General features: G+C 64.7%; 31 protein-coding genes. 15 read left to right on the plus strand and 16 right to left on the minus strand.

Annotated elements, in window-relative coordinates; translation table 11 throughout:
* The first annotated feature begins 201 nt into the window (after positions 1 to 201).
* Positions 202 to 558 carry a hypothetical protein gene (locus CP557_RS14640; protein WP_097380586.1) on the plus strand — a complete coding sequence of 119 codons (357 nt, stop codon included), beginning with the start codon at positions 202 to 204 and terminating at the stop codon, positions 556 to 558.
* 135 nt (positions 559 to 693) lie between these two features.
* Here the strand turns inward: CP557_RS14640 and CP557_RS14645 are convergent, their stop codons facing one another.
* The 4 genes from CP557_RS14645 to CP557_RS14660 form a co-directional block, all read right to left on the minus strand.
* Positions 694 to 1,113: a universal stress protein gene (locus CP557_RS14645; protein ID WP_097380587.1), complete on the minus strand. Its 420-nt coding sequence runs from the start codon at positions 1,111 to 1,113 to the stop codon at positions 694 to 696.
* Between the two features lie 176 nt (positions 1,114 to 1,289).
* Positions 1,290 to 2,390: an aminopeptidase gene (locus tag CP557_RS14650; protein WP_097380588.1), complete on the minus strand. Its 1,101-nt coding sequence runs from the start codon at positions 2,388 to 2,390 to the stop codon at positions 1,290 to 1,292.
* 151 nt (positions 2,391 to 2,541) lie between these two features.
* The gene (locus CP557_RS14655; protein WP_097380589.1) at positions 2,542 to 3,615 is read right to left on the minus strand and encodes a hypothetical protein; all 1,074 of its coding nucleotides are present in this window, start codon (positions 3,613 to 3,615) and stop codon (positions 2,542 to 2,544) included.
* Between the two features lie 127 nt (positions 3,616 to 3,742).
* On the minus strand, positions 3,743 to 4,984 hold the full coding sequence (locus tag CP557_RS14660) for a M14 family zinc carboxypeptidase (protein ID WP_097380590.1): 1,242 nt from the start codon (positions 4,982 to 4,984) through the stop codon (positions 3,743 to 3,745).
* A 19-nt stretch (positions 4,985 to 5,003) separates the two neighbouring features.
* Between CP557_RS14660 and CP557_RS14665 the strand changes: the two genes are divergently transcribed.
* Entirely contained in the window at positions 5,004 to 5,309 is a 306-nt protein-coding gene (locus CP557_RS14665) for a DUF6293 family protein (RefSeq protein WP_169924390.1), read from the plus strand.
* Positions 5,310 to 5,358: 49 nt separating this feature from the next.
* Positions 5,359 to 6,375, plus strand: coding sequence for a threonine aldolase family protein (locus CP557_RS14670; protein WP_097380592.1), 1,017 nt, complete (start codon positions 5,359 to 5,361; stop codon positions 6,373 to 6,375).
* A gap of 15 nt (positions 6,376 to 6,390) precedes the next feature.
* Here CP557_RS14670 and CP557_RS22630 read toward each other — a convergent pair whose 3' ends face one another.
* Together CP557_RS22630 and CP557_RS14675 are read right to left on the minus strand one after the other, a co-directional pair.
* Positions 6,391 to 6,537 carry a DUF7859 family protein gene (locus CP557_RS22630; RefSeq protein ID WP_169924391.1) on the minus strand — a complete coding sequence of 49 codons (147 nt, stop codon included), beginning with the start codon at positions 6,535 to 6,537 and terminating at the stop codon, positions 6,391 to 6,393.
* Between the two features lie 434 nt (positions 6,538 to 6,971).
* Positions 6,972 to 7,499, minus strand: coding sequence for a metallophosphoesterase (locus tag CP557_RS14675; RefSeq protein ID WP_097380593.1), 528 nt, complete (start codon positions 7,497 to 7,499; stop codon positions 6,972 to 6,974).
* A gap of 152 nt (positions 7,500 to 7,651) precedes the next feature.
* Here CP557_RS14675 and CP557_RS14680 point away from each other — a divergent pair, with 152 nt between their 5' ends.
* Entirely contained in the window at positions 7,652 to 8,596 is a 945-nt protein-coding gene (locus CP557_RS14680; RefSeq protein ID WP_097380594.1) for a cation diffusion facilitator family transporter, read from the plus strand.
* A 54-nt stretch (positions 8,597 to 8,650) separates the two neighbouring features.
* Here the strand turns inward: CP557_RS14680 and CP557_RS14685 are convergent, their stop codons facing one another.
* Positions 8,651 to 9,112 carry a hypothetical protein gene (locus tag CP557_RS14685; protein ID WP_097380595.1) on the minus strand — a complete coding sequence of 154 codons (462 nt, stop codon included), beginning with the start codon at positions 9,110 to 9,112 and terminating at the stop codon, positions 8,651 to 8,653.
* 223 nt (positions 9,113 to 9,335) lie between these two features.
* Between CP557_RS14685 and CP557_RS14690 the strand changes: the two genes are divergently transcribed.
* Positions 9,336 to 10,259, plus strand: a complete 924-nt coding sequence (locus tag CP557_RS14690) for a glycosyltransferase (RefSeq protein ID WP_097380596.1) — start codon at positions 9,336 to 9,338, stop codon at positions 10,257 to 10,259.
* Between the two features lie 31 nt (positions 10,260 to 10,290).
* Here the strand turns inward: CP557_RS14690 and CP557_RS14695 are convergent, their stop codons facing one another.
* The gene (locus CP557_RS14695) at positions 10,291 to 10,656 is read right to left on the minus strand and encodes a 4a-hydroxytetrahydrobiopterin dehydratase (RefSeq protein WP_097381661.1); all 366 of its coding nucleotides are present in this window, start codon (positions 10,654 to 10,656) and stop codon (positions 10,291 to 10,293) included.
* Positions 10,657 to 10,782: 126 nt separating this feature from the next.
* Between CP557_RS14695 and CP557_RS14700 the strand changes: the two genes are divergently transcribed.
* On the plus strand, positions 10,783 to 12,225 hold the full coding sequence (locus tag CP557_RS14700; RefSeq protein ID WP_097380597.1) for an HNH endonuclease: 1,443 nt from the start codon (positions 10,783 to 10,785) through the stop codon (positions 12,223 to 12,225).
* A 160-nt stretch (positions 12,226 to 12,385) separates the two neighbouring features.
* On the opposite strand, the gene CP557_RS14705 is transcribed toward CP557_RS14700, so the two are convergent.
* Positions 12,386 to 12,829, minus strand: a complete 444-nt coding sequence (locus CP557_RS14705; protein ID WP_097380598.1) for a hypothetical protein — start codon at positions 12,827 to 12,829, stop codon at positions 12,386 to 12,388.
* Positions 12,830 to 13,111: 282 nt separating this feature from the next.
* Between CP557_RS14705 and CP557_RS14710 the strand changes: the two genes are divergently transcribed.
* The 4 genes from CP557_RS14710 (at position 13,112) to CP557_RS14720 (ending at position 14,382) form a co-directional block, all read left to right on the plus strand.
* Positions 13,112 to 13,348 carry a hypothetical protein gene (locus CP557_RS14710; RefSeq protein ID WP_245853018.1) on the plus strand — a complete coding sequence of 79 codons (237 nt, stop codon included), beginning with the start codon at positions 13,112 to 13,114 and terminating at the stop codon, positions 13,346 to 13,348.
* Positions 13,348 to 13,491 (plus strand): hypothetical protein, encoded by a 144-nt coding sequence (locus tag CP557_RS22635; RefSeq protein WP_169924309.1) that lies wholly within the window; start codon positions 13,348 to 13,350, stop codon positions 13,489 to 13,491. The genes CP557_RS14710 and CP557_RS22635 overlap by 1 nt, the downstream gene beginning before the upstream one ends.
* 172 nt (positions 13,492 to 13,663) lie before the next feature.
* Positions 13,664 to 14,038: a MarR family transcriptional regulator gene (locus CP557_RS14715; RefSeq protein ID WP_097380600.1), complete on the plus strand. Its 375-nt coding sequence runs from the start codon at positions 13,664 to 13,666 to the stop codon at positions 14,036 to 14,038.
* Positions 14,035 to 14,382, plus strand: coding sequence for a growth inhibitor (locus CP557_RS14720; RefSeq protein WP_097380601.1), 348 nt, complete (start codon positions 14,035 to 14,037; stop codon positions 14,380 to 14,382). Before CP557_RS14715 ends, CP557_RS14720 begins: the two co-directional genes overlap by 4 nt.
* Positions 14,383 to 14,433: 51 nt before the next feature.
* Here CP557_RS14720 and CP557_RS14725 read toward each other — a convergent pair whose 3' ends face one another.
* Positions 14,434 to 14,877: a hypothetical protein gene (locus CP557_RS14725; RefSeq protein ID WP_097380602.1), complete on the minus strand. Its 444-nt coding sequence runs from the start codon at positions 14,875 to 14,877 to the stop codon at positions 14,434 to 14,436.
* 231 nt (positions 14,878 to 15,108) lie between these two features.
* On the opposite strand from CP557_RS14725, the gene CP557_RS14730 reads away from it, so the two are divergent.
* Entirely contained in the window at positions 15,109 to 15,375 is a 267-nt protein-coding gene (locus tag CP557_RS14730) for a helix-turn-helix domain-containing protein (protein ID WP_175480172.1), read from the plus strand.
* A gap of 325 nt (positions 15,376 to 15,700) precedes the next feature.
* On the opposite strand, the gene CP557_RS14735 is transcribed toward CP557_RS14730, so the two are convergent.
* Positions 15,701 to 16,972, minus strand: a complete 1,272-nt coding sequence (locus tag CP557_RS14735) for a hypothetical protein (protein ID WP_097380603.1) — start codon at positions 16,970 to 16,972, stop codon at positions 15,701 to 15,703.
* Positions 16,973 to 17,058: 86 nt separating this feature from the next.
* Between CP557_RS14735 and CP557_RS14740 the strand changes: the two genes are divergently transcribed.
* The gene (locus CP557_RS14740; RefSeq protein ID WP_097380604.1) at positions 17,059 to 17,940 is read left to right on the plus strand and encodes a TIGR01548 family HAD-type hydrolase; all 882 of its coding nucleotides are present in this window, start codon (positions 17,059 to 17,061) and stop codon (positions 17,938 to 17,940) included.
* Between the two features lie 27 nt (positions 17,941 to 17,967).
* On the opposite strand, the gene CP557_RS14745 is transcribed toward CP557_RS14740, so the two are convergent.
* Together CP557_RS14745 and CP557_RS14750 are read right to left on the minus strand one after the other, a co-directional pair.
* Positions 17,968 to 18,417, minus strand: coding sequence for a response regulator (locus tag CP557_RS14745; protein WP_097380605.1), 450 nt, complete (start codon positions 18,415 to 18,417; stop codon positions 17,968 to 17,970).
* A 108-nt stretch (positions 18,418 to 18,525) separates the two neighbouring features.
* On the minus strand, positions 18,526 to 19,089 hold the full coding sequence (locus CP557_RS14750) for a Rieske (2Fe-2S) protein (RefSeq protein WP_097380606.1): 564 nt from the start codon (positions 19,087 to 19,089) through the stop codon (positions 18,526 to 18,528).
* 126 nt (positions 19,090 to 19,215) lie between these two features.
* Between CP557_RS14750 and CP557_RS14755 the strand changes: the two genes are divergently transcribed.
* The 3 genes from CP557_RS14755 to CP557_RS14765 all read left to right on the plus strand — a co-directional run bounded on the left by CP557_RS14755 (position 19,216) and on the right by CP557_RS14765 (position 21,036).
* Positions 19,216 to 19,440: a hypothetical protein gene (locus tag CP557_RS14755; protein ID WP_097380607.1), complete on the plus strand. Its 225-nt coding sequence runs from the start codon at positions 19,216 to 19,218 to the stop codon at positions 19,438 to 19,440.
* 73 nt (positions 19,441 to 19,513) lie between these two features.
* Positions 19,514 to 19,933 (plus strand): universal stress protein, encoded by a 420-nt coding sequence (locus CP557_RS14760; protein WP_097380608.1) that lies wholly within the window; start codon positions 19,514 to 19,516, stop codon positions 19,931 to 19,933.
* A gap of 266 nt (positions 19,934 to 20,199) precedes the next feature.
* On the plus strand, positions 20,200 to 21,036 hold the full coding sequence (locus CP557_RS14765) for a GNAT family N-acetyltransferase (protein ID WP_097380609.1): 837 nt from the start codon (positions 20,200 to 20,202) through the stop codon (positions 21,034 to 21,036).
* 74 nt (positions 21,037 to 21,110) lie between these two features.
* Here CP557_RS14765 and CP557_RS14770 read toward each other — a convergent pair whose 3' ends face one another.
* From CP557_RS14770 to CP557_RS14780, 3 genes are all read right to left on the minus strand, one after another.
* On the minus strand, positions 21,111 to 21,617 hold the full coding sequence (locus tag CP557_RS14770) for a DUF2391 family protein (RefSeq protein ID WP_097380610.1): 507 nt from the start codon (positions 21,615 to 21,617) through the stop codon (positions 21,111 to 21,113).
* 147 nt (positions 21,618 to 21,764) lie between these two features.
* Positions 21,765 to 22,505: a hypothetical protein gene (locus CP557_RS14775; protein WP_097380611.1), complete on the minus strand. Its 741-nt coding sequence runs from the start codon at positions 22,503 to 22,505 to the stop codon at positions 21,765 to 21,767.
* A gap of 132 nt (positions 22,506 to 22,637) precedes the next feature.
* Positions 22,638 to 24,023 carry a sodium:calcium antiporter gene (locus CP557_RS14780; protein ID WP_097380612.1) on the minus strand — a complete coding sequence of 462 codons (1,386 nt, stop codon included), beginning with the start codon at positions 24,021 to 24,023 and terminating at the stop codon, positions 22,638 to 22,640.
* Positions 24,024 to 24,052 lie beyond the last annotated feature (29 nt).

The following is a 24,052-nucleotide window of genomic DNA, read 5'->3' on the forward strand; positions in this document are numbered from 1 at the left end:
CGGGACACGAACGAGGAACCGATCGCGAGAGAGCATCCGATTCGTCGTTCATCCGAATAACCCCACCTATAGCATACGTTCGTCCAGAATATAATCCTCTTTCGGGCATCGAACCCACCAATGGTTGAGTAACTGGACTATCGTTCGATAATATTGCTCGTTGCGATACGAACGTAGCGGTCCGGTGGGTATGAGTGATCGATGGAAGCCGACGTGCCGCTCGAGTGGAACACGGAAGAGTGTCGGAGCTATACGCCTGCCGACACGGACCGGGAACTGCAGTATCGGACGTATCTCCACGAATCAGGTGATCTGCGGCTGAAAGTCGCGCCCGCCTCGCTCGACGGTGCGGACCACCCCGGCTACACGTTGACGGCGACGAGCTATCCGGGGCTCGACCTCTCCGAGACGATGCAGGTCAGGACCGTCCTGACGTTCGAGCGGTGCGACCGGATCGCCGCCGAATTCATGGACCTCTTTTCGGCCAGCTACGACGGCCCCGGCTCGCTCGAGGACGCGCTCGACTACGCCTACGAACGGACGCGTGAACACCGATAACCGAACGATTCCGCGAGCTCGCTGGCGCGTTCGTCGACCCACCTCGAGTGTCCCCGGACGGACCGCTGTCGGGCAGTGCCGGCGATCCACGGACTCGTCCGCGGGGTCGCCGGTACATCGCTACAGGGGACCGTCTCAGCGGATGACGGTAACCGGGACCGGGGACCGTCGGACGATCGTTTCCGCGACGCTGCCGAGCAGGACGCGGGAGAGACCGGCACGGCCGTGGCTTCCGATGACGATGTGCTCGATGTCGTCGTTCTCCTCCGCGAACGAGACGACCTCGCGTGCGGGCTTCCCGACGGCGGTTTCGGTCCGAAACTCCCTATCGGGATCGCCGATCAGGTCCGAAATCTCCTTCGGGAGTTCCGTGGAGACCTTCTCCTCTCGCTCCCGAAAGATCTCCTGGGCCAGTTTGATCCCGGCCCCCGTCGATCCCTCCGCCGCTTCGATCACACGCAACAGGACGATCTCTTGGTCCGGATAGGTCGTAAACGCGTGTTCGACCGCTTCCTGTGCGGGCGCGGAGCCGTCGTACGCGACGAGTATTGCCATACCTGTGATCGACCGTTCGGAAGCATAAACCCGCCCGATACTTCCCGCTCGAGTCGTGGCGACAGTCGGTCCCCCGTCATCGGACGACACATCGGACCCACTGCCGACCGCGAGCGGCCGGGTTGAACGAGACTCGAGCGGCCGTCGTCGCCGACTGCTCGAGGGAGTCGCACCGATCAAACGTCGTCCTCGAACCCGTCCTCGAATCGGAACGTTCCGTTTCGCTGGACCACTTCGCCGTCGACTTCGATGAACGAATCTTCGCTCATGTCGACGATCATATCGACGTGGACGGCGGAGTCGTTGGTCTCGTTGCCCTCACCGACGGTGTCGTCGTAGGCCCGGCCGACGGCCATGTGGACGGTGTCGCCCATTTTCTCGTCGAAGAGCATGTTGTAGGTGAACTGGTCGATGTCGCGATTCATCCCGATGCCGAGTTCGCCGAGTCGACGCGCGCCGTCGTCGGTGTTGAGCACTTCCGTCAGCACGTCCTCGTTCTTCGCTGCCGAGTGGGAGACGACCTCGCCACCCTCGAACTCGAGGGACACATCGGTGATCTCCCGGCCCTGGTGGTACAGCGGCATGTCGAAGAGGACCTCGCCCTCGACGCTGTCGGGCTGGGGTGCGGTGAAGACCTCGCCGCCGGGGAGGTTGTGTTCGCCGTGGTCGTTGATCGTCGGATTGCCGTCGATCGACATCGTCACGTCGGTCGTGTCGCCGCTCTTGATCCGGATCTCTTCGGCGGGATCCATGAGCTCGACCATGTGCTCCTGGTGTTCGCGCTGTGCCTCCCAGTCCTTGTTGACGGCATCCCAGACGAAGTTCTCGTACCCTTCCGTGCTCATCTCGGCGAGTTGGGCGTTGGCCGGCGCGGGGTACTGGGTGAGACACCAGCGCTTTGAGAGCCGTTCCTCGAGGATCGGGCGCTGGGCCTGCTGGTAGGCGGCACTGGTTTCGGGATCGACGTCGCTGGTCTGGGTAACGTTGTCCGTGGCGCGGATGGCGATGTAGACGTCGGTGTTCTGAATGAGCGCGAGTTCGTGTTCCGGCGTGTCGAACTCGTCGTCAGCGGCCCGGAGATACGCACGCTGTTGGCGTTTCCCGGTTCGCTGGCTCGTCGTGATCGGGTTCGCTCCCCGATCCCCGATCACTTCATGGAGGGCAACGACCAGGTCCTCTGCGACTGGGTGGGCGTCGACGACGACGTTGTCGCCTTCCTCCAGGTCGACCGAGTGATTGGCGATGATCTCAGCGTGTTCGCGGATTCGCGGGTCCATGCCCCGGTATTTGCGGGGGGAGGAAAAAACGGTTCGTGATGAGGAACGTACCGATCGACCCGCCTCGAGCGCTACGGTTTGCTGTCCCGATGTCCCGGTGGGTCCGCAGGGCGGTCCCGGTCCCACCCGCACTGACGGACAGGAGACCGTATCAGTCGACCGCCCATCCGTATTCGTCCGTTCCGGCCGTTCTGTGGCCGTCCTCTCCCGCGTCGGGACCGTCGCCATCGAGGCGCGTCTGAAAGAACGAGACGGTCGCAGCGGTCAGCACCAGCGCGAGTGGTGCCGACCCGAGCAACGCGAGCAGGAAGCCCGCGCCGCCGACGCTCACGAACAGGGAGATGAAAAACGAGGAGACGACCCCGACGACGACGTGCCAGAACGCGAAGCTGAGGACCGGCCCGCCTGCGGTGGTAAGCCCAACGGATCGGCGAAACGCCTCGAGGAACGGGGTATCGTCGACGACGAACAGGAACGGGACGGGATAAAAGACGTAGCCGAGGATCACGACCGCTGGAAACGCGAGGACGATGAGGAGCGGGGGCGGGACGAGAACGAGGGGTGCTAGTAGCAGTAGGACCGCACCGAACACGACGAGATTGTACAGCACGAATCGCGGCGCGTAGGTGACGACACACGAGCCGAGGGCGATCGGCTCGCTGCGGAGTCGCCGATCGATGCCGCCGACGTACGCCGCCATCAGGATTCCCGAAAGCACCGCGTACGCGGCGAGCGTGAGGCCGATCCAGACCATCGTCTGGGTACCGATCGCCTCGAGCGGACCACCGACGGTTTCGACGGGCGTTTCGATCATCAGGTCGGTCCCGCCGGAGCCGGCCGATCCGGTAGGGGTCGTCGCTCCGCCGCTCGGTGTCGACTCGCCGAACGAGGGGGAGCCGAACGGCTCGTCACGCGGCGATCGCGTGGTCACGCGCGGGGGATCCGGCGGCTTGGCGAACCGCCACAGGGTCACCAGCGGGCTCGGCAACAGCAGTTCGAGGTTGATCGAGAACCCGCTCCCCGCGGGGCCGAGCGCTCGTCGCACCTTCTCGAACTCGAGCAGCGAGACGATCAGGGGCACGACGGCGAACGGCCAGAGATCGTCGAATCGGTCGATGATGCGAGAGACGTGGTGCGCGAACGGGCCCGAGTCGCCACTCGAGCCGTCGACGGCCGTCGACGGGCCGTCGTCGGGAGGAGGTCCGGTATCCGGGGCGGGAACCATACGTCGCGATACAAATGACGTACAATTGAACGTTTCGCTTGGTGTGATCCGTGACACGAGGCGATGCCGAGGTCGAGCCACGGGGTCGATCCGTGTGTGGTGAAGCCGGCCGGACGACGAGACTCGCTTAGCGAGTATCCGACGGTGCCCACGCGTCGAACGTGACGGCCAGATCCCGCCCGAATTGTCGAGCATTCGCCGGTGTCACGGGGTCCATCGCCGTTCCGACGTAGGGAACCTCGAGCGTGACGGCCGGCTCGGCACCCAGCCGCGAACAGTAGCGCTCGAAGGTGTGCAGCAGTCCCGACTGGCCGTCGAAACTCGCCAGTCCGACGCCCGGGCTCGCATCGTAGGTGAGCGTCGGTTCAGTCCCGCTGGCGCGGTCCCGGGTCACGTCCTCGAGTCGCCCCGCGAGCCCCCGTAGTTCGGCGCTCGCGGCCGTCGGCTCGGTCACGAAGAACGGCCGGTCGTTGATATCGCCGCCCCATTTGAACGGGCAGTGGAAATCGATCGCGAGCGTCGGAGACTCGAGTCTCCGCAGGTCGTCGGCGATCGCCGACGTGGTCGGATACAGCGGCGCGAGGTCGGCGATGGCGTTCGCGTCGACGTAATCCCGGTTGTGATCGTGGGGTGCGCGGTGTTTCCCCGAATCGCCGCGTTCGACGCCGTCGAGGTCGCCGAACGGGTAGGCGTGGACGCGATGGGTCTCGAGCAGCGATCCCGCCGCCTCGCTCTCGAGGAGTTCCCGGAGGACGCCCTCGAGGACGTAGGAGGCCGTCGATTCGCAGGCGTGGTGGCGAGCCGCGAGCGCGACGTGGTGGTCGGCATCGGATGGACCGAGACGCACGACCGGGACGTCTCGGCCGCCCGCAGTCGTCGTCAGCGTCTCGACGGATAGCCGGGGGTCGGACTCGTACTCGAACGCGAACGCGTCGAAATCGGCGCGCTGATACGGAAACGACAGCGCGAACTGCGCCTGCTCGTCGGCGTCGAACGCGTACCGGAACGCCGTCGCGTCGATGCGATGGTCGGCACCGAGCCAGTGCCACTCGCTCCACGCGCCGTTCCCGATCGGACCGCCACAGGGCGTGGCCGTTCGCACTGCCGGCCCGCGGGGGCCGACCACCTCGTCGTGGGGAAACTCGATTCGGAGCGGCTGGTCCACATCGCTCTCGACGTCGACGTACCAGTAGAACCACTGCTGGGTCGAATCCCGGGTCTCGGGTTCGAGTCGAATCGTGTCGCCGTCGACCTCGAGGACGCGACCGTTGCCGCCGGGGTGGGTGGTCCGAAGCGTCACGCTTCCGTCGATCGTTTCGTGATCGGAAACCGTGCCAGCGGGGGTTCCCGTCGCCGTATCCGTCTCCATACGGGACCTGTCGGAGTTGGTGGACGTAAGTGGCCGGCCGTCGCGCGAGCAGGTGGCCGTTTTGGCCCATCTCGAGGAGCGCGGGCCGATCTCGAAGAAGGGCCTCATCGATTTCGGCCGGACGGCGGCGCTCCCCTTCCTCGCGGACCACGATGCGAGCAACGCGAAAGCCGAGTATCGGCTGCTCGACAGCCACGTCCTCGAGCCGCTGGTGGCGGATGGCTACGTGGAACTCGAGGCCGTGGGTCGCCGGAAACGCGTTCACCTCACCGACCAGGGTGTCGACACGTTGCGAGCGTTCCAGTACGTGCTCGACGAGCAGTGACGGCGCGACTGCCGCCGACTATTTCACTCACAACGGGGAACAGGTTCCCATGATCGACCTCCGAAGTGACACCGTCACGACCCCCGACGAGGCGATGCGCGAGGCAGCCGCCACCGCCGCGGTCGGCGACGACGTCTACGGCGAGGACCCGACCGTGAACGAACTCGAGGCCCGCGTCGCCGACCGGCTCGGAACCGAAGCGGCGCTGTACTTTCCCACGGGGACGATGGCGAACCAGATCGCGGCCCGCGTCCACACCGAGCACGGACAGGAGGTAGTCGCCGACCGGCAGAGCCACGTCGTGAAGTACGAACTCGGCGGGCTGGCTCAGCACTCCGGGCTACAGGTTCGAATGCTCGATACCGACCGCGGGGTTCCCGCCCCCGAGCAGGTCGCCACAGCAGCGATCGACGAAGACCTGCACCGGCCCGGCACCGGACTGCTCTGTCTCGAGAACACGCACAACGCCCGCGGCGGACTCGCGATCGACCCAGACAACATCGATGCGGCGGCGACGGCGGCCCGCGAGCGCGACATCGCAGTACATCTCGACGGCGCACGGCTGTTCAACGCCGCGACGGCGCTCGACGTGCCGGTCACCGAACTCACGGACTCGGTCGACTCGGTCATGTGTTCGCTCTCGAAGGGGCTGGGCGCGCCCGTCGGCTCGATGCTCGCGGGCAGCGAGGCGTTCATCGAGCGCGCACGTCGAACCCGGAAGCTGTTCGGCGGCGGAATGCGACAGGCAGGGATTATCGCAGGGCCTGCTCTCGAGGCGCTCGAGAACGCCGCCGCCCTCGAAAGGGATCACGAGAACGCGCGCCTCCTGGCCGAGGGACTCAGCGACGTCGACGGGTTCAAGGTCCAGGATCCGGAGACGAACATCGTCCTCGTGGACGTTTCGGGAACGGGACTCGAACCGCCGGCCGTCCTCGAGTCCCTCCGCGACCGAGACGTGCTGGCGACGCCGTTCGGACCGACGACGGTCCGCTTCTGTACGCACCGCGATATCGCTCGCGATGACGTCGAGCGGGCGCTCGAGCGGATCGAAGCGGCCGTCGCCTGAGGTGGGACGGTCGGCTTACCGATCCCCACGCATCCCGTCGCGGAACTCGAGGACGGTCCGCCGGAGGAGGAGATAGGCGAAGAAGACCAACCCGAGCAAGATCAGGACGACCGCGATGATGACCGGATCGTCGGGGAGGAGACCGGTGATGAGGTCCAGCATACGCGTCGAGTACACTGTTAGTGTGGTTAACAGTTTCGACCTCGGATGGTGGAATCCGGCCCTTCTTCGCTAACTAAAACCTCGATTTCAGCTTGCGCTGACTATAACGTCGGCCGGGTCGTCCGTCGATATGTGCCTCGATCGTCGGCCCGCCTCCCTCCCCGTTTCGAGGGCCGGCCTCGAGATCGGGGCCAGCTGCCCGAATCGTCCCACCGCCGATCACGCTGTCCGTGGATCCGTTCGCCTCTGACAGCCGAACTCCCACGGTCGCTCTCCGTTCGCCGGTCTCCCACCCGACGTCCCCGCTGGCGCTGCCCTCGAGTCGGGATGGCTCCGCTACCCGTCGAACACGAGCCACACGCCGGCTGAGAGTGCCACTGGAAGCTCCTACTCGCCGTCGCTCGACGTTCCGAGCGTTCGCTGACTCGCATCCCTTACTCCGTCCCGGTCCGAACGTCGAACGTCTCGAGGACGGTTCCGTTTGGCTCGCGAATCGCTCCCTCGAGTCCGCCTGTTCCGCCGGCCGACGGCTCGAGGGTAGCGAACCCCGGTCGATTCCCGCGCGGATCGGCGTGGCTGCCGGGGTTGAGCAGGACGGTGTCCTCGGTCTCGACGACCGTCGGCCGGTGGCTGTGCCCGAAGACGACGACGTCCGCACCTCGCGAACGGCCGAACATCGCGAGTCCGGTCTCGCCGCCGTCCCGGCGGTGCGTGACGGCGATTCGGACGCCACCCGCCTCGACGACGCGGGCCGTCGGCAGACGGTCGCGTACCGCCGCACTATCGGCGTTTCCGTGGACCGCGAGCAGGCGATCACACTCCCGTTGGAAGGCCTCCAGTGCCGTCTCGCTGGTAAAGTCACCCGCGTGAACGACGGTGTCAGCTTCGCGGGCCGCGGTCACGGCCGCTCCGTCGAGTTCGTGGCCCCGGCTGCTGTGCGTGTCCGAGAAGATCGCGATCATGGTCGACGTTCGCTCGGCACTGACAGGTTCCTTTCGGATGCGATCGCCACTGCGGACCGGTCGGGTGCTGAAGCCAGCGATGGCTCCAAACTGCGGAGCGGCGGCTCTAGAACCGCTTACACTTTTAGGGGGCCCCTTCGTAGTCGCCGTCGATGGCCAGTAGCACTTCCGTCGTTCTCGCGGCATTGTTTGCGAACGGCGCGATCGCGCTTCTCAAATTCGGCGGTTTCACACTCACCGGGAGCCCCGCCATGCTGTCGGAGACGTACCATTCGATTTCGGATACGGGCAATCAGGTCCTCTTGCTGGTCGGGATCAAGTACGGCGCACAGGAAGCGACTCGAGAGCACCCCTTCGGCCACGGGAAGGCGCAGTTCTTCTATAGCCTGCTCGTCAGCGTCATGCTCTTCGGTATCGCCGGCTGGGAGAGCGCCCGTCACGGTCTCAGCGCGCTGAGAGAAGGCGGCGTCCACCGGGCCAACGAAGACATTACGTTGCTCGGAGCGACGTTCGATCCGGTCTACGTCAACTACGCCGTGTTGCTCGGAGCGATCCTCTTCGAATCCTACGCGCTCTGGAAGGCCTACCAGGGAATCAGTCGGCAGATGGACGTACACGGCTGGACGAGCCTCCGCGAGGCGTTCGCGAAGACCAGCGACGTGACGACCCTGACCGCGCTCACCGAGGACACGATCGCCCTCGCCGGTGCGGGGTTCGCGCTCTTCGGCGTCTACCTCACACGGACCACCGGAAACCCCGTCTACGACGCCGGCTCGGCCCTCCTCATCGGCATCATGCTGATGGGCTTTGCCCTCGCGCTCGCCTGGCAGAACAAGCGGCTCATCCTCGGCGAGAGCCTCCCGAAAGCCGACGAGGACGAACTCCGACGGATCGTCGCCGACTGGGACGGCGTCACCGAACTCGTCGACCTCCGAACCGTCTACTTCGGTGCCGAGGAACTCCTCGTCACCGCCGACGTCGCGTTCGAGTCCGATCTCGACGCCGGGACGATCAACGAGCGGATTACCCAGCTCGAACGCGCACTGAGGGATCACGACGATCAGATTCAGACGGTCTACATCGAACCCGAGATCTGACCGCCCGCCGCCCTCTCCCGTCGCACTGTGCTGTCGGCTCGTTCTCTCGTTCGATCAGTCCGTCGATTCGCCGCTCGCCTCGTCCCGATCGTCGTACCCCGCGACGACCGTCGAACCCGGCGGGCGGTCGTTCAGTACCGCCGTCACAGTCGTCTCCTCGAGATCGACCGTCGACTCGAGGGGGACCCAGCCGTCGTCGACGGCGTCGCCGTCTGCTCGTCGCGTCTCCGACCCACCGCCGGTTTCGACGGCGACCGCGACGTCGGTCGGGCTCGCACCGGGCGGCAGTTCGACGGGGTCGTAGACGAGCGCGATCCTGATGGCTTCGATCGCCCTCAGTTCCTCGAGTGCCACGAGGTCGACGGGATCCGCGAGCGCATCGATCGGCGGCTTGCGACTGCTCTTTGCGAGGTCGAACGAGTCGGGGACGACGCCCGCGACGACGGCGACGCGGGCACCCACCTGTTCGAGGGTGTATTCGGCGACGCGACTCGAATCGTAGCCGGGAATAGCCATACCGGGGCGAGGGACTCGAGACACATGGCCCTGTACCGTGCGTTCGCCGGCCGGCGGTCGTCCTCGTCGGGTCGCATCGAACGCGACCCGCGTCATCAGCGTTCGAGTCATCCCTCGGTCGGCTCCGCCATCGACGATTCCCGACGGCCGGACAGGGGAGCACCGACCCCAGTTCCCCGCCGAGTGCTCACCTATTTTGACAGTCCGACCGAAAGTCGTCGGTATGACAGAGCCACCGCCGACGAGCGTCCTCCTTCCCACCTGCGAGCCGGCGCCGGTCGTTCGAGAACTCGCCGCCCAACTCCGGGCGGCGGACGAACTCCTCGTCATCTGTGACTCCGACGACGATCCGGTGGCACGACGTGACGGCGACTTGCCGGCTTCGGTGGACGTCGTGGTCGCCGGCGAACCCGCGGGCTGTTCGGGCAAAGCGAACGCCATCGCCGCTGGCATGGAGGCGGCCCGGCACGACCGCCTCGTCTGGACCGACGACGACTTCCACCATCCGCCCGACTGGCTCGAACGGTTACACGCCGACTACGATCGAAACGGCCCGAGTTCCGAGCTCCCGTTTTTCGTCGGTCGGGATCCACTGGCCGTCCTCCTCGAGCCGGTCTACGCCCTCGCGGGCACCGCCGGGACGTACGCCGGCGACGTCGCGTGGGGCGGGAGCGTCATCTTCGAGCGAGACGATCTGCCCGACGAGGACCGCTTCCGTCGCGATCTCCGTCGCACGGTGAGCGACGACGGTCTCCTCACCGACCGCGTCGATATCACGCCGGTCAAACGGGTACGCCGCGTCGAGATCGGCGGCGCCACTCGAGCGACGATCGAACGTCACGTCCGGTTCATCCAGATCGTTCGGTATCACGCGCCGGTGGAAACCACAGTCAATGCCGTCGTCGCGACCGTCGCGGCGATCGGGTGTCTGTTGGTTCCCGTACCCGCGATCGTCGCGGTGACGGCGTTGCTGACCGGCGTGTACGCGGCGTTCGGGCTCCGCCGGTGGACGTTCCTGCTGGCCTATCCCGCCTTACTGCTCTCCGTCCCGCTGCTGGCCTACGGCGTGCTTCGGCGGACCTTCGTCTGGGGCGGGCGACGCTACCGCTGGCGGGACAAGTTCGACGTCGACGTAAGCGAGCGCTGACGGGCCACGGCCGGTCGGGAGCGCCCGCCCGCTATGCGTCCGCGTCGGGTTCGTACTCCTCGTAGATCCGGTCCATCCGGGCGGCCATCACGAAGTCGGTCTTGTGAAGCCCGTCGATCTTGTGGGTCCACATCTCGATCGTCACCTCGCCCCACTCGAGGCCGATATCCGGGTGGTGCCACTCTTCCTCCGCCAACTCGCCCACCTCGTAGGTGAACTCGAGGGCGTCACGGAAGTCCTCGAACGCGTAGGTTCCCTCGAGGTGGTGGTCGTCGACGACCGTCCAGACGTCGTCGCGGATCTCCGCGCGGTAGTCGGCGTATTCCTCGGGCTCGAGGGGTTCATCCTCGCTGGTACAGGCCTCACACTCCTGGTCGGCGAGCGCTGACTCGGACATGGGTCGGACTACGACTGCGAACGACGTGAAGATTTGTGCGGTGACCACCGCCGCCGTGATTCGTCTTCGGTCGTGCCGCTCGTTTTAACTGGCGTCCCCATAACGACAGAGTCACGGAATCTCACGATGGGAGGGGACAAACACAACATCGCAGTTCGATTTTTCGGCGGTGCGGGGAACTATACGGACGTTCTCGAGGAATTCTGCACGTACGTCCTCACCGAGACCCCGACCGAAGCGGCGGTTCTCGAGTGGCTCAAGTCGAACACGCGAGCGACGAGCGACGACGGGGTTCGGCGTCGCCTGACCTTTCTCAAGGGACTCGGGCTGCTCGAGCGCGATGATGACGGCGTTCGACTCACTCAGCAGGGGATGGCGTGGCTTTCGGAGACGGATCCGGCGGTGCTCTACGACCTGCTCTCGAGCACCGTCCACGGGTTCGACACGATACTCGAGGCGCTCCTCGACGGGCCGAAGACGGACGCCGAACTGGGTGACGCGATCGGAGCCGACCATCCCGAGTTCGACTGGACCGATGCGTCCGGCCCCGCTCAACACAGGGGCTGGCTGCAGAGTCTGGGCTACGTCGAGCGCTCCGACGGCGTGAATTCGCTGACCGACAGTGGCCGGGAACTGGCGCGGCGTCGGACCTCGGTGTATCCGAACCTCGAGCGGGGCGAACGCTACGCGCAGACCGACCTCGAGGACGCGTTCGACACCAGTTTCGGTTCCTACATCAAGGGCATCAGTCCGCGAACGGACGACGACGGAGAACTGGCGTACACCATCGTGAAGGCTCGCGAGGACGGCCCCTACGGCGACGAACTCGATGGCGAGCGGTTCACCTACATCGGGGAAGGCGTCCCGGAGAAGGGGGACCAGCAGTTGACCGGTGCCAACGGGGCGCTCCTCGAGCAGGCCGATCGATCGACCGTCCCGGTGTACTTCTTCTACCAGCCGGCGGACAGCGACGACCTCCGGTACGAGGGGCTGGTCGACGTCGTCGACGCCGAGTACGTCTCTCGGGACGGGCGGATGGTCTATCAGTTCACGATGGAGCGACTCGGGCTCGAGCCGGCCGAGTTCGAGGCACTCTCGGAGTCAGTTTCCGAGGGAATCGAAGACGACGAGGACGACGAACCGCCGCTCACCGACGACGAGGAAGCGTTCACCGCGGTCCAGCGCCGGGTTCGCTCGAGCGCGTTCCCGAAGGAAGTCACGGCCGCCTACGACGGCCAATGTGCGATCTGTGGGAAATCGCGCGAATCGCCGAGCGGGACGATCGACATCGAGGCAGCTCACATCTATCCGAAGCGGGAGAACGGCCGCGACAACGTGCAAAACGGCCTCGCGCTCTGTCGGCTCCACCACTGGGCGTTCGACACCGGCTGGCTCGCGGTGTCCGACGACTACCGAGTGCTGGTCGCCGATCGTCCCGATCTCGAGGGCTACGAGGAGTTCGCGGCGCTCGAGGGCAAATCGCTGACGTTGCCAGCGGACGAGGACCGACATCCGCACGCAAAATTCCTTGCCGCGCATCGGGAACGGCACGGGTTCGAATCGGCGTAATCGTTCGACTCTGAATATCTTCACTTACGGACGTAGAACGCGTTTTCGGCCCGTTGTGACACTACGTGTAACACCGTACACGGTATGTGACGGTTCTATCGAGACCCACGTTCGGAGACCATTCGGACGTGGACACGCAGACCCATCCGTGGTGGCGAAGTCATTCCTCAGCAAAATCATCCCCACTATCCCCGCGCTGGCGCTCGAGTTCGCGCTCGAGGGCCTCCGCGTCCGGCCCGAGGTAGGACGTCGTGAACGAGCGCGGGCCATCGATCGGCGACGAATCGCGGTCGGGATCGTCGCCCGGTCGGTAGGGGATCATCGCCTCGGGACCGACCAACAATAGTCCGACCTGACTGGCCTCCGCTCTGATTCCGCGGACGTGTCGCGCGGCCTCGCGATGGGTCTCGTGGTCGGTGTTGTCGAGGTCCGTCTCCGCATCCTGAATGGCCGCGAGCAGGGTGCGCGTGATGTAGTCGATCGACGCGGGGCAATCGCGGACGGACTCGTTTTGTGTCCCGCCATCGGCGCGGACTCGAGCGTTCGTCGGCGATACGTCTACTCGGTCGGGGCCTTCAAGGCCCCGCGAATTGTGGTCGGACATGGCTTCCGGAGTGCTGATACGGGAGCTACTGCGGGTCGGTGCCGTGAACACCGGTCCGTTTCTCGAAACATCCCACCTGACCGAGCGGGGGTTTCCGTAGCTTCCGTCCGGATAGCGTTTCGGGTCCGATCGACTTAGAATCTTTGCATATGCGAATTTAAGACTTCATAGATGCGCATTTGAGATTGCTGAAATACGCATATACGAGTGGTTTCGGTCGCATGGGCGGGTTCTATTGGCGAGTAGCACACGGACACCGGTATGCGAGAACGCGCCGACTGGATGGTTCCGACCGACGATGCGATTCTGGAGTACGTCCGGGATGCAGGCGAAGTCCCACCGGCAGTTATTGGACGAAATATCGATTCTCATCCGAACTATACCGGTCAGCGCTGTCGCAATCTTGCCGACCACGGGCTACTCGACCGCAAGAGTGACGGCTACTATTCGCTCACCGAGCTGGGTGCCCGCTATCTCGATGAAGACATCGATGCAGGCGAGTTAGATACTGACCACTGATGTCTACTCAGAGATTGGTTACGCGACTCGAGCACGGCTACTACGAGATCGACGACCCCGGTGAACAGTATCTCGAGGGCGACCTCACTGCCGATGACCTCGTGCGAGCGATGAATCGTAAACAGAGATGCGCCCGAGGTTAGCCGGCTGGATGACGCCGGTCGATAGAGATATCCTCGAGTTGCTCCACACCGACGGAGGAGTGCACGAACTCGTTCTATCTCCCCGAATCATCGCAGAGAATATCCTGTCCGACGCACAATAACAGTAGTTACAGGAGTAACGCATATAACACGCGCGACAGTAGGCTCGATCATGTCCATCGATCGGGAGACGTTCGACCGCTCGAGCGAGGACGAACTCGAGGAACTCTCCAGCACGGAGCAGGTGCTCGGCTTTCTGGCTGCGAACGACGACCGGGCGTTCAAGGCGACGGAGATCGCGGCCCGAACGGAACTCGACGGCGGAACGGTCAGCACGGCACTGACACGACTGAAAAACCGCGAGTTAGTCGAACACAAGGGGACGTACTGGGCGATCACGAGCGACGAACAGCGCCTCGAGCGACACGACGGGTACAGCCGTGCGACGCGACTGTTCAACGAGCAACTCGGGACCGAGGAGAAAGCGGCGTGGAAAGAACACGCGCCGGCGGAGCCCCATCCGAGTCGCGAGGAGGACTCACAGTGAGTGACGACGAGCCGATTTATCAGGATGGAGACGTCGTCTACGGTGCTGATCCGTACAAGGGGGACGATGCAGCGCGACCGTGGCTCGTCCTTTCGAACCACGAGGGACGGCCGTTCCACGGCGAGCAGTACATCACGCTCTCACTCACGACCAAAACCTGGATGGATGGACTGATCGAAATTCCTGCGAATGCATGGATTCGTGGCGGCACTCCCGACGAGAGTCGCATCGTTCCGTGGGGCGTCCAGTCGATTGCACGAGACGATATCGACTACTGGCAAGGGCGAATCGAACGCAGGCTCGTGACCGAGGCAACCGACTCACTCGTCAGTTACGTTCGCTGATAGTCCCCTCTCCTCGAACTCTGATAACTTCGGACCACCGCCGGGTCGATATTATTTATCACCACAGTCACACCCACTCTCCCCGCGCTGGCGCTCGAGTTCGCGCTCGAGGGCCTCCGCGTCCGGCCCGAGGTAGGACGTCGTGAACGAGCGCGAGCGATCGGTCGACGACGAATCGCGGTCGGGATCGTCACCTGGCCGGTAGGGGATCACCGCCTCGGGGCCGACCAGCAACAGTCCGACCTGACTGGCCTCCGCTCTGATCTGGCGAACGTGACGCGCGGCTTTGCGACGAGTCTCTCGGTCGGCGTGCTCGAGGGTAGCTTGCTCAGCCTGAATGGCGGCGTGCAGGGTGCGCGTGAGGGAGTCGATCGCGGTGAGGCAATCGCGGATGGACTCATTGTGCGTTCCGCCATCGGCACGGACTCGAGCGGTCGACATCGATGCACCTGATCGGTCGGGGCCTTCAAGGCCCCGCGAATTGTGGTCGGACATGGCTTCCGTAGCACTGATACGGGAGCTGTCGCGGCTCGGTGCCTACACACCGGACCGCTTGTTTCTGGCAGGCCTACCGATTAGTCTGCCAGTTACACTTTCCCGTAATTCAACGGCTCTGTTGCCATCCTCATAAATTTAATCACTAATACATGATCCATGGGTAGGATATTGATGATCCGAATGTGATGGACCGATAGGCGTAAGAATCTATTCAGGAACACCCATACGATGCGAAAACCCGGCGAATGGATGCAATTGCCAACTGACGAGCGCATTCTCGAAGTCCTCCACTCGTCGGGTCTCACCCTCTCACCGGCCGTTATCGGGAAGAATATCGACAAAAGTCGAGAACAGGTCAATCGTCGTCTCTCCGTCCTCGTCGACTACGAACTGGTCACCCGCGTCGAACGCGGTTACTACGAAATCGACGACCTCGGAGTCGCGTATCTCGAGGGACAACTCGATGCCGACGATCTCGAACCAGCCGACGAGTAACGGCTACTCTGCTCTCCCTCATTCTCGGTCTCGATCACACACTGAAACACGATAGCTAATTGTCTGGTCCACCGCTGGGTGGGGCTGAAAGGTGCTTTCAGAGAGTTGTTGTGAGCATTCGTTGAAACCAGACTGAACCGCTAACACTCCGAAAGCCCCGACACCGCTCGAGGGCTGCGACTCGCTGCGGTCCTCGGCCTTCGGCCTGCGGTCCTTCCGTCGTCTCGCACCTCGAGCGGCGTCGCCCCTTTCAGTCCCACCCAGCGATAGCTAGCGACACGTGCTTTCGCACGGTGACGTCTCGAGAAGCCCGAAACAAACCAAATCAAACTGGCTCCCGAAGCGCCCAGACGTCCTCGAGTGGCTCGAGTCGACTCGGCTCCGCCCCACGCTGCGTAAGGATGCCCGCGTGGTACAGCATCGCCTTCAGTTGGAACACCGTCGGCGAGTGGTAGACGGAGCCATCCGCGAGTGCCGCGGGCCGAAGCTCGCCGTCTTCGGTCAGCACGCGACTCCGGACGCCGTCGGTCCCCCGAACGAACAGCTCGACGGTAAACGAGGGATGCAACTCGTGCAGGTATTCCACGACGTCCACGAGCGACGGCTCCGTGATCCCGTCCGCGTGCATGCACTGGAGTTCGTGGACGAGTAGCTCCGTCGCCTCGTAGTCGAACAGCACGCGGCGAGCTAACTGGCCCCACGCCGGCGCGAGATCGACGAACCGTTTTCCCGATCGGTACCAGTTCTCGAACTCCGCGAGGGCCGCCTCGACGCTCCCGTACCGTGCCTTCGCGAACCGGACGACTTCCTCGCCGAGCGAGGTCAGTTCGACACCCGTGATACCCTCGTCCCTCCCGACGCCCTCGACGCCGTCCTCGATCAACCCGAGGAATGCGGCTCCCTGCCGGGCGCTGTCGACGGCGCTTACGACCTTGTGCTCCGACAGCAGTGCCTCCGTATCCCCAGCCGCGTAGTGGGCCAGCGGATAGCCCAGATAGTTCTTCGGATGGTTCAGACCGAACGACGCGTCGGCGACGCCCTGCGCGCTCGCCTGGAACCGCAGCGCCGTCGCCTCCGTCGTCGTCCGATTCCCGACGACGCGGGGCACCTCGAGTGCGTCCACCTCCCCCGCGGAATCGACCCCGAGCACGCCGACGTTCAGTTCCCGCGCGAGCGTCCGGTCGGTCTCGGAGATCGCAGTCGCGGGCGCGGCGAGATAGGCCGCGTTCGCCTCGTGAAGCCGATCGTAGGCCTGGAGGATTCCGCGTTGCGTATCGACGCCGCCGCTGGTCTCCCCTTTCGCCTCCACGGCGATCAGCGGCGGTTCCTCGCCCAGCCGCTCGACGGCGAGGAGGTCGGACTCGAGGGTGCGAACCCCCACGAGATCGGGGTAGCCGCCGCCGATCCGAACGTGGTTGAACGGTGCCAGACAGTCCCGAACGGCGGGATCGACTGGCCGGCCGGGGAGCCACTCCGCCATCGAGAACTGGGTGTCGGCCACCGCGTAGGCGGTCGACTCGTCGGCCGCGGGAAAGAGCCGCCGCTTCGCGTGGGCCAGCACCTGCGGTTCCGAGAGCGATCGGGCCGCACTACTCATGCCTGCTCATCGGACAGCGGTCTCAAGAATGTTCTGGCGATCGTGAAACGGGTGGGCTTTATTTTCGGCGGGTCGTCTGAGGGAGTATGAACGCAGATGCCGTCGTCCTGGACATCGACGGCGTACTCGTCGACGTCGCCGACTCCTATCGGCGCGCGATCGTCGAGTCCGTCGAAGCCGTCTACGACCGGACGATCCGCAAAGCCGACATTCAGGAGTTCAAAGACGCGGGCGGGTTCAACAACGACTGGGAGCTGACCGACGCCGCCGCCCTCTACGTCCTCGCGACCGCTGAGGGCTACGACCGGTCGCTCGAGGCGTTCACCGACGAGATAGCCGCCGCGGGCGGCGGGTTCGAGGCGGCCGAAACCGTCGTTCGCGACGCGATCGGCGCGCGGGCCACCCAGCGCGTGACGGGGCGGTTAGACCGGGCGCGGCTTCGGGACGTCTTCCAGCAGCTGTACCTCGGGGACGAACTCTATCGCGGTCTCGAGGGCGGCGAGCCGGACCTCGACCGCGAGACCAGCGGGTTCATTCACGACGAGCCGGTCTTGCTCGAGGCCGACGCTCGCGACCGGCTGCTCGAGGGGTACGACGTGGGCGTCCTGACCGGTCGGCCGGCGGCCGAAGCCGAGATCGCCCTCGAGCGGGTGGGGCTCGACGACGCGATTCCGGTCGCGCACCGCTTTACGATGGACGACTGGGCGGAGGGGAAACCGCATCCGCACGCGTTGACGACGCTCGCGGAGCGATTCGAGGCGACAAGCGTCGTCTTCGTCGGTGATACCTTAGACGACGTCCGGACGGCGGGAAACGCCAGCGAGGCTGATCCCGACCGGGAGTACCGCGGCATCGGCGTCCTGACCGGCGGGCTGACCGGCGAGGAGGGCCGGCGGAAGTACGAGCGCGAGGGCGCAGCGGCGGTCCTCGAGTCGGTTAACGCCGTTCCCGACTGGCTCGAATCGTAGGCTCGAAGCGACGGCTCGGCGGATTCGCTAGGACCGGTCGGCGGGAAAGCGGACGAACGTCAACCAGAATTCCTCGAACGATCGGCTGAGGTCGATGAACTCGTCGGGTTCGATCGGTTTCTGGACGTACGCGTTCGCGTGGCGGTCATAGGAGCGGGCGATGTCCGCTTCGGATGCGGAACTCGTCATCACGATCACGGGGATCGATCGGAGCGCCGGTTCCGCCTTGAGTTCCGAAAGGATATCCGCGCCGTCGACATCGGGGAGCTGGAAGTCGAGCAAGATCATGTCCGGCCGCGGGCTGTCCGCGTGCTCGTTGCGCTGGTAGACGAAATCGAGCGCCGTCTCTCCGTCGGCGGCAGTGTGAATCTCGCTCGCGATGTTCGCGTCCTCGAGCGATTCGGAGAACAGCCGTACGTCTCCGGGATTGGGCTCGATTAGCAAGATCGTAATAGCATCGTTGATAGGTGGAGACATACCATAGATTGGAGCGAGTACTAAAAGAAGTGCCCGGTAACCTCGTTGAAATATGTCTGAACGACCAGCACACCGGACGAAAAGTGGGAGAACGAATACTACAGCCCATCACACGGCTGGGTCGTCCAGCCGATTGCACGAATCGAATCGATCGTCGGTCAGGTAGACCGTTCCCTCGCGAACCGCGACGGCGATCGACTCGAGCGCATCGCCACGACACGGCCCGGCCGTACAGACGCCGTCGCCGCACTCGAAGCGCGCCCCGTGTTCGTGGCACACGAGCTGGTCGTCCGCGACGATCGCACCGGGACCGGGATCGAGCCGGACGTCCGGTTTGTGGGGACAGGAATTCCGCCACGCGACAGCGTCTTCGCCCTGCCGCTGGAGGATCAGTTCCGTCCCGCGAGCCCCGGATCGGGCCTCACACCGCAACGTACCGTTCGTGGGCACGTCGGCGAGCGGGGCGATCCGACGCGGTTCGTCGGTGGCGGTCGCGTCGCCGTCGACAGCGTCGTGAGCGATTTCGTCGTCGCTCGAGTCGCCCTCGCTTCCCCCCGCCACGCTGAACCGAAACGTCGCGTCCTCGATCGAGACGTCCCCCTCGTCGTCGTAGACGCGAGCGGACGTCGATTCGTCGTCTCCCTCGAGCGTTACCCGGACGGGATCGGTCATACCCACTATTTTCGGGTAGCCTAAAAGTATGTTCCGGGAGAGCGCCGGTCGGCCCCGACTCGATGCGCGCCGTCGATCCTCGAACCCCCGCGATATTCCTTTAGGGGAGCCCGGCGAAGGACCGGTATGGACGAGGAAGTCACCGTCGACGTCGAGGTCGAAGTTGAAGTGGACTCCACCGAACTCGAGATCGAGGTCGGCGACGAACGCGAATTCGAGGGCGAACTCGAGGCCGGCGGGCTGACGATCGAAGTCGAAGCCGAAGTCTCAGTCGAGGGCGAAGCGACCGACGACGAAACGGCCGAAACGACCGACGACGGGACCGGCGACGACGAGACGACCGACGACTGACGTCGCCGCCGACGGCTCCGAGACGGCGAGAGTGAGAGTCGGTTTTATAATCACACCATGCCAATGCCTGTCCATGTATCGCGTGTTGATGCCGGTCGATACCAGCGAGGACCGTGCGCTGGCACAGGCCGAGTACGTCGCATCGCTTCCGAACGCCGCGGACACAGTCGAAGCGTACATCCTGTTCGTCTTCACCGGGGACAGCGAGGAGCTCCCGCGGGAGTTCGAGAACTTCAAATCCGCCTCGCGGATCGGCTCGGTCCGTCGCGCCCAGGAAGCCCTCGAGGAAGCCGGCGTCGACGTGACGATCCTCGAGGACAGCGGTGACACTGAGGAAGACATCCTCGAGGAAGCCGAGGCCTTTGACGTCGATTCGATCGTCCTCGGTGGTCGGAAGCGCTCGCCCGTGGGGAAGGCGATCTTCGGCAGCACCACGCAGGGCATTATTCTCAATTCCGACCGCCCGGTCGTCGTTACCGGGAGCGGCGACTGACGCTCGTTGCACTCGAGGGGACCTCCCCCGTCCGACGGACGCTGTGGCTCACGGCTGCTGTCGAATCCGACGGCCGGCGACCACCGGTCTCTCCGATCCGTTCACTGCACGTCTCCGATCGTGGCGGTACTCGAGGCGAATCGCCACCCCAGCGGGCTCGAAACACACGACGGTGGCCGACGTACTGCTGTTGACTCGAGTCGGCCCATAACTCCGCATGTACCCGCCGGCAGCCATCTTATCCGGATCGATACCGACGCACCAGTATGGAGATTCGGGAGCCGGAGCCCGCGGAAGCCGAGCGGATTCGAGCCGTCGTGGACAGTTCGATGACGACCTCGTTCAGGCTCAGTCCGGGCCAGATCGACGGCATTACCGACGATCAGTTCGACGACGACACCGTCACGGAGAAGATCGACGACGGAGACACCGTCCTCTACGTCGCCGAGAGCGGCGAGGATATCGAGGGCGTGACCATCACTGGCTTCGTCGAAGGACGTCTCGAAGACGAGTGGGGCGAGGTAAACTGGCTGTTCGTCGATCCGGAGCATCGAGGACAGGGCATCGGGACGGCGCTGTACGACGCCGTGACCGAAACCCTCCGCGATCGCGGTGTCGATCACGTCTGTGTCACCGTCCTCGAGGCCAACACCGAGGGCCACGGCTTCGTCGAACGGTTCGGCCTCGAGCACGACGGCGATCGGCGTATCGAAGTCGCCGGCGAGTCCCTCGTGAAGTACGTGTACACCGATTCGGACGTCGACGTGGATCTCCCGACGGAGTCGAGGGAGACTGAGTCGGAGGTCGACGAGAACGCGGAGCCAGCGACGTTCCCCGAAACGGAGCGGACGGAGGGGCACCTGACGGCAACTGCGGGCGACGAGACGGTGTACGTCGCCCGGGAGGAAGAAGAGTCGGGGACTGCAGCGCCGTTTTTCGGTACCTACGAAGACGAAGCCCACACCGAACAGTACGGATACTACTGTGCGAACTGTGGCTCGCTCGACGTCTCGATGGACAACATGGAACGACTCGAGTGTAGCGAGTGTGGCAACTCACACGCGGAGCGTTCCGAGGAGTCGTACGACGGGTCGCATCTCTGATTGCGGCCACTGTCGGAATCGACCGTCGCTCCGGCCGTTCCGAGTCGGCCGATCGAACCCGAACCGCGTCGCGGTCACTTCGCGAAGATGCTGTCGGCCGTCGCCGCGCCGACGACGCTGAACACCGATCCGACGGTCACCGCTTTGAACGAGGTCAAGACGAGTTCACAGGAGGTCGCGGCGTTCTCGAGGACCGGACCGGAGGCACGAAACAGGCCCACGGGGTTGCAGGCGGTCGTGGCACCCTCGAGGAACGTCTCGGGGGCACCGAACAGGAGGGCGAGTACAGTGACCGAGCCGAACGTGACGACCATCAGCGAAATAAAGCGGACCGGAACGCCGGCGACCTCCTGTTCGTCGTCGAGGTCGCGGGTCGTATCCGCCTTGTACAGCGCCGCGTAGCCGATCGCGAAGACGATGGCGACGATCACCAGCGCCTGCAGAACGTGCATGTTTCCGGCGAGGACCCAGACTTCTTCCGTGACCACGAACGGACCCGCGAGCAGGAACCCGCCGACGATCTGCTGGGCCGAGTCCGCGAGCCGAAAGTCGCGCGGACGGCGCGGGCGTCGAAGTTTCATAGCAGGTGATTATGGCGGAACGGCAAAACGGTCCCGTTCGAGGAATTCTCGACACTCCCGGTACCGATGGCATCGAGACCGCCAGTCGCTGCTCGAGACGACGCGACCCTCGCGCTGTGAGCGCCGGCTCCTATAATGAAAGATTTCTTACACGAACAGCAACAACGCTGCGTAGCCCGCTGCCCCGACCGCGAACGACCAGAACCGACTCTCGCGGTCGGGAGGCAACTCCTCTTTGATCACGTTGAGGATGATACCACCCGCGAGGAACGGAACGAACACCGCGATGAGGAGGCCGATATTCTCGAGGGCGTAGCCGCTCGAGAAGCCGGCGATCACCGCCGCCGAGAGGAGCCAGCGGCCCCGACGGTGGTACGTGACGCCGTGGTGTGTTCGGAGCGCATCGTCGATACCGACGAAGTGCAGTGCCATCGCGCCGACGTAGAAGAACAGGTTGCCGAGGTGGCGATCCCAGAGGAGATAGCCGACGATCGCGTTGTAGGCGGCGAACGATCCGACGTGAATCCAGAACACGCCGGTTCCGGACGATTCCTCGTCCCCGTTCGAACCGGTGTTCGCCCGTCGGGCGAGTTGCTCGAGACCGTAGAAGACGACGAACCCGAGCAGGGCGATCAGATAACCGTGGTGTTCGGCGAAGGCGGTCGGCGTCCCGTAGGCCTCGAGTGTGGCCGCGGCCGCCCCGACGTCGGGGAGGAGGTGGACGAACACGTAGGCGACGGAGACGCCACCGGCGGCCGACAGCCAGCGGCTCCGCGGAATGCGGCCGCCAAACCCCAGTCGACCGGCGAAGAGGTGAACGAGTCCGAGAGCGATCGCAAACACGGGCCTGAGCATCGTCTCGGCACCCAGTGAGCCGATCGAAACCATCGTTCGATCTGAGCCACCATCGGCGTCCCCATAGGTCTGTGGCCAGCCCGTTCAGACGGACCGCTGTCAGGCAGTGCCGGCGACCCCAGGGCCGGATCGCGGGGTCGCGATCACTCGGGCCAGGGGACCGTCTCAGTCGTCGGCGCTGTGGGGGTGCTCGCCGCCGGTCGACATCGCATCGCCGACCGTCCCCGCGGTTCGCCGGACGAGACGGCCGAACGCTCGCCGCCGGCTGACGAACAGCACCGTCCCGAGCACGACGTAGATCCCGCTGTAAATGAGCAACAGGTCGGTGCTCGAGACCGGTAAGGTGGCCAACTCGCGGATGATGACGAACTCGAGGAAGACCTGCGAGAGGAACAAGGAAAGTAAGACGACCGCTTCCCCGACCGAGATCTCGAAGCGGAGCAACAGGGAGACGGCGAAGAACGACTGGGCGGCGGTCAGCCAGATTTCCGCCGACTGCTTGAAGTCGAACGCGAGGACGCCGTACTGACCCAGCGCGATCGAGTGGACGACGACGAGGGTGCCAATGAGCAGCGTCCACTGGTTGAGCTTCGAGGAAATGAGCGCGTTGAAGCCCGCGGTCGAGCGGGCCTTGTTCACCAGGTAGACGACGACGATGAGTTCCGGCGCTTCGGAGGCCAGCGGCGCGATCCACTGGATCATGAAGAAGGAGGGAATGCCCACGCTCTCGCCGAGTGACTCGAGGCCGTGAGCGAAGGGTTCGACGGCCGTGAAGATCATCACGCCCGAATAGGCAAAGAGCACGAAGACGGTCGCGATCCGGGCCGGTTTCGACAACCGCTGTAGGTACGCCGGGACGCCGACGTGGTCCATGTCCGGTTCGACTTCGCCACGGATGATGACCGCGATGTAGCAGACGTAGAGCCCGACCAGAAACAGCATGTCGAAGATATCGATCCCGCCGTTGAGCGGGACGAGGAACGCCCAGAGCGTCGCGATCAGCAGGAACACGACCTCGAGGCCGATCTCCCGGTCGAGGACGACGACGTCCGAGAGGAAGCCCTCGCGTTTCTCGACCGAGGGATCGGTCGACGAGCCCCGCCGATAGATCGTAAAGAGGGCGACGCCGGCCCAGCCGATGCCGATGAGGATTCGGTTCGCGCCGGTCATGTTGGCGACGGCCAAGTTACCGGCCTCGATCCCGCGTTCGGTCCCGGCGAACACGCCCGCGTTCCAGGCGTAGAGCGCGTCGACGGCGTACTCCGGGGCGACTGCGAGCACCGCCAGAACGGCGATCGCGAACGCCTGGGGAACGTCCTTTTCGGCGGTTTCAGCCGCCCACGCGAGCAGAAAGGCCGAACCCAGCACGGCGAGGCCAGTCACGAACACCGTCCACAGCGTCGATAGCGATCGGAGCAGGGCCGGGGCCCGATACTCGAACCCTGCGGCTGTCGCGAGCCAGGGGAGGATGTCGGTGGCCCCGATCACGGCGACCCACGGAAGTGTTAGTGCGACTGCGGCCGAAATCGCGCCCAACGCCTGTCGTCTCATGGAGATCGTCTACGACCGCGTACCGGTCG

The sequence above is a fragment of the Natrinema ejinorense genome, from assembly GCF_002494345.1.
Classification (GTDB): Archaea; Halobacteriota; Halobacteria; order Halobacteriales; family Natrialbaceae; genus Natrinema; species Natrinema longum.